Below are 4,046 nucleotides of genomic sequence, written 5' to 3' on the forward strand. Positions count from 1 at the left end.
ATCTGGACCATAGCTGGCTTCATCAATCTTCAAGGCACGCCGCATCGGCTCCTCCGCCTCTTCAAGACGATTGGTGTCCTGGAGCAAAAGAGCGAGGTTGTTAAGGCGGATTGCCACCGTGGGATGATCTGGACCATAGCTGGCTTCATCAATCTTCAAGGCACGCCGCATCGGCTCCTCCACCTCTTCAAGACGATTGGTGGCCTGAAGCAACTGCGCGAGGTTGTTGAGGTGAATTGCCACCGTGGGATGATCTGGACCATAGCTGGCTTCAGCCAGCTTCAAAGCGCGCCGCATTGGCTCCTCCGCCTCTTCAAGACGATTGGTGACATAGAGCAAATGCGCGAGGTTGTTGAGAGCAGTCGATAACAGTAGGTGATCACTTTCAGATTCACACTCTAATAAGGCATACCTAAGATGCACCTCGGCCGTTTGCCAATGAGCCAAGCCTTGATGTAAACTGCCAAGCTGTAGCCGAAGGCGCGTGCGCTCTTTTCCGGCAGGCACCTCCTCAAGATGCACCTCCAGGAATTGGAGTTTTGCCAGCGAGTACGCATGTGGCTCGAACGTATCGCCCATTTCGCACATCAGGCGGACGAAGCCTTCGAGGTTGCCGGTGCGGTGCTCGTCCCAGAGGGTGATGAGTTCTTGGATTTCGGTGAGGTAGTCGGGATAGGGCGTTGCGGCGGCGCTGCGGACGATCCAAGAGCCCATGCGGTCAATGGGTTGGGCGATGGCTTCGCTTAGGAGTTGGCTGGCGTCTTCTGCATGGCCGGTTTTGGCGTAGGCGGAAGCGAGGAAAAGCTTGGCGCGTGCTCGTTCGGGAGGGAGGCCGACTTCGCTGAGGGTATCGAGGGCGAGGAGGCAGTTGCTTTGCTTTTCGGGTGTGGACGAGTGGGTGAACAACTCGGCGCGCTTTTTTTCGCGCTCCAAATAGCTGGGGTAAAAGCTGGCGAAGAAGTCGAGCAGGAAGGGCAAGCGGTCGCGTGCGCCACGGGAGACATTCATGTAGAGCCAGAGGTCGAAGAAGCCTTCGCTGATGTCATAACGGCGCACCCGTTTGTCGTCGGGATGGATGGTGGAGCGCAGCAACCGCAGTTCGGTGAGGCGCTTCAGCAGTGTGGAGATGTGCGTGACTTTTTTCCGCATCCGCGCGGCGATGCTGGCGGGGGTTTTGTCCATGTCACGCATGGTGGCCATGGTCTCCAGCAGGGCACGCTCCTGAGGGGCTATAGTATTCAGGCGATCCTGAAAGAAGGGCGTGATGTGATCCAGCAGCTTGCGAAACTGGTCACGCACTTCGATCACTGAATCTCGTGCGATGAGGGAGGCGAGCATGACGGTGAGGCGTGGACTGCCGCCGGTCATGCGATAGAGGGCGATGAGGCGTGGGTAGAGTGTGTCCCATTGCGCGAGGAGATCGTCGCGCTTTTCCCATTCGAGGGTGCGGCGGACGAGTGCGGTGCTGTCTTCCTCGCTGAGGTGGTCCAGGTGCTGGATGTCGAAGAAGTCGTAGAAAGGCTCGTCCACGCTGGTGAGTCCCTCGAAGCTCATGGTGGCGGTGCCGAGCAAAAGGCAGTGGTTCTTCGACTCCATGAGAAACTTCCGCAGCGCCGCCACCTCGCGCGGGTTTTTCATCTGGCGTGTGAAGACCTCGCCCATGTTTTCCAGCATGATGATGAGGGTGCGCTTGTGCTCTTCATTCGACCTGCGAATGGCGGGCACGAGGGTATCGACGACTTTGATGTCATCCTCTTCACCCCGGAGTCGTTCGAGCAGGGTCTGCCACGCCGTTTCTGCCGGGCATGTCGCGGCAAGGATTTCCACCATGCCGAGCAGGAAGTCGGCAAAGGAGAGGGTGCGCAGGCTTTCCTCGGGAAAACGCACGACGTGGTAGTGCGCAGCCAGGGTGGTGTCTGCGGCAATCTCATCCTCAATGCGTGATAAGAGATGCGTCTTGCCCATGCCGCGCAGGCCGATGAAAAGGGCGTGATGCTTGGTGCTGCGGCCGGCATTTTTCCGCAGTGACTCCAGCGTGTCCTGGATCAAGTGATCCCGGCCCACGGTGACGAAACGGCGATGCTCCGGCGAGGTGAGGCCGCTGCGATAAAAACCGATGTGAGATGAGGCTGACTCAGGCATAATGTTTTCTCCGCCATGCTTTCATGATACCACTGGCGAAGCCGTAGCGATCCGGTTGCTGCTCGGTGACGTAGAAGTCGTTTTCCAGATCACGCATGAGCTGAAGGAAAAGACGCTTCCGTTCGTGAGTAGGCAGCAACTTCCCTCCCGGCACAAGGCTATCGACCAGATTTGTGAGTGTTCCGCGACTGGCCCCAGATTCATCCGCCAAGCAGAGATGATTGAGAACAGCATGAGCCTGACTAAGGGCAGGCTCTTTGTAGTATTTAGCCAGCCGGGTGTAGTAATGCTGCAGTTTGTCCTGCGCTGCGGTGCTGGTAATGAAGAGGGCAAACTCAGCCTCCACATCGGCGACCTTAAGTTTGCGCGGTTGCAGACGCCAAGAACGGTAAAGATTCAGGGTGAGCATCTGTAGAAAAAGTGGAATTGGGCGACCAAGCAACTCTCGCAGGCGCACTGGAACTTCCTTTTCATAGGTGACCCGCCGCTCATCGAACATGTCGGTAACGAAGGACTCGATCTGCAACGGGGTAAGTTCTGGCAGGGGCATGTCTTCGAGATCGTTGATGCGATCAAGCAACGACATAGCGTCTAGTGTGGAGGAAATATTGATCGATCCGCCGAGCAACCAGCGCACGGAGTCGCGTTTGGGTGCCGGGTCACAGCGTTTATCACGGAACCACGACAAGAAGTCGCGCAAAAGTTTGGGATCTTCCTGTCGCAGGTTCAGCAGCATGTCGGGCAATTCATCGACGATGATCAATATCGGCCGATTTAGCGATCGAAGTTGTGCGAATAGTGCCTCGCCGTGCTGCCGCCAGTGTTCCCGGTAGTCCTGTTCGTGTTCCCTGAACTTCATTTTGAACTCGCCGAAATCGAGCACCTCAGCCTTCGGCAGCCAGGCGGTCACACTTTTCCAGCCATTGACCAACGAATGGAAAAGATCGGGATGGGCGTCGCGGAAGTTGTCCAGAATCGCGAGCAGAAAGTCCGCCGGGTGGGATAGGTCTTGGACGTTCTGGTAAATAACCGAATAGCCGTGCTGGGGAAAGTGCCGGAGGTGCTCCATGACACTGGTCTTACCACAGCGGCGGGGGGCTTTGAGCAGCACATGATGGCTCTGGAGGGCCTCCCAAAGATCGGAGATGAAAGGGCCTCGAAATTTTAGATCCTCCGGCGCAAGGACGGATCCGACGTAGAAATCGGCGGTGGGGACGGGAGTATTGCCCTGGATCATATGCTGATCATATAATCCACAACAAAACTGTTGCGCAACATTATTGTTGTATATTATTTACACTGAGATTTTGCCGGACATTTGCGCTGGAAGGGCCAGATAACACCCAGATGCAGATCCGTCCCTTTCAGCCTGCTGATGAAGAAGCGGTCATTGCGCTGTGGGAGGTTTGCGGGCTGGTGGTGCCGCAGAATGATCCGGTGGCGGATATTGCGCGGAAGCTGCGGGTGAATCCGGAGTGGTTTTTGGTGGGTGAGGTGGAGGGTGTGGTCGTGGCGTCGTGCATGGCGGGGTATGAAGGGCACCGGGGGTGGATCAACTACCTGGCGGTGCATCCGGATCAGCGGCGGCAGAGTCTGGCACGGCAGATGATGGAGCATGCGGAGAGGCTGCTGCGTGAGGCGGGCTGCCCGAAGATCAATTTGCAGGTGCGGAAGACGAACGCGGAGGTGATCGCTTTCTATGAGTCGCTGGGTTTTGCTGTCGATGAGGTGGTGAGCCTGGGCAAGCGACTGCAGAGGGATGCGCCCATGTGAGAGAGGGCGGGTGTTTGATGCTGTCTTGCGCCTTTGCGCTTGTTTCGTGCTTCCTGGGGAAAGAGGCTGGGGTGAAGGTGAAGGTGAAGGTGAAGGTGAAGGTGAAGGTGAAGGTGAAGGTGAAGGTGAAG

General features: G+C 57.0%; 3 protein-coding genes. 1 reads left to right on the forward strand and 2 read right to left on the reverse strand.

Features of this window, described 5'->3' with window-relative positions; translation table 11 throughout:
* Together PSV43_RS01970 and PSV43_RS01975 are read right to left on the reverse strand one after the other, a co-directional pair.
* The coding region (locus tag PSV43_RS01970) for a tetratricopeptide repeat protein (protein WP_300193131.1) at positions 1 to 2,142 on the reverse strand (2,142 nt) is incomplete at its 3' end.
* Positions 2,135 to 3,379 carry an AAA family ATPase gene (locus PSV43_RS01975; protein WP_300193133.1) on the reverse strand — a complete coding sequence of 415 codons (1,245 nt, stop codon included), beginning with the start codon at positions 3,377 to 3,379 and terminating at the stop codon, positions 2,135 to 2,137. The genes PSV43_RS01975 and PSV43_RS01970, both read right to left, overlap by 8 nt.
* Before the next feature lie 110 nt (positions 3,380 to 3,489).
* On the opposite strand from PSV43_RS01975, the gene PSV43_RS01980 reads away from it, so the two are divergent.
* Complete coding sequence (locus tag PSV43_RS01980; RefSeq protein ID WP_300193135.1) at positions 3,490 to 3,915, forward strand: GNAT family acetyltransferase; 426 nt, start codon at positions 3,490 to 3,492, stop codon at positions 3,913 to 3,915.
* Positions 3,916 to 4,046 lie beyond the last annotated feature (131 nt).

Source organism: Prosthecobacter sp., assembly GCF_029946185.1.
Lineage (GTDB): Bacteria > Verrucomicrobiota > Verrucomicrobiia > Verrucomicrobiales > Verrucomicrobiaceae > Prosthecobacter.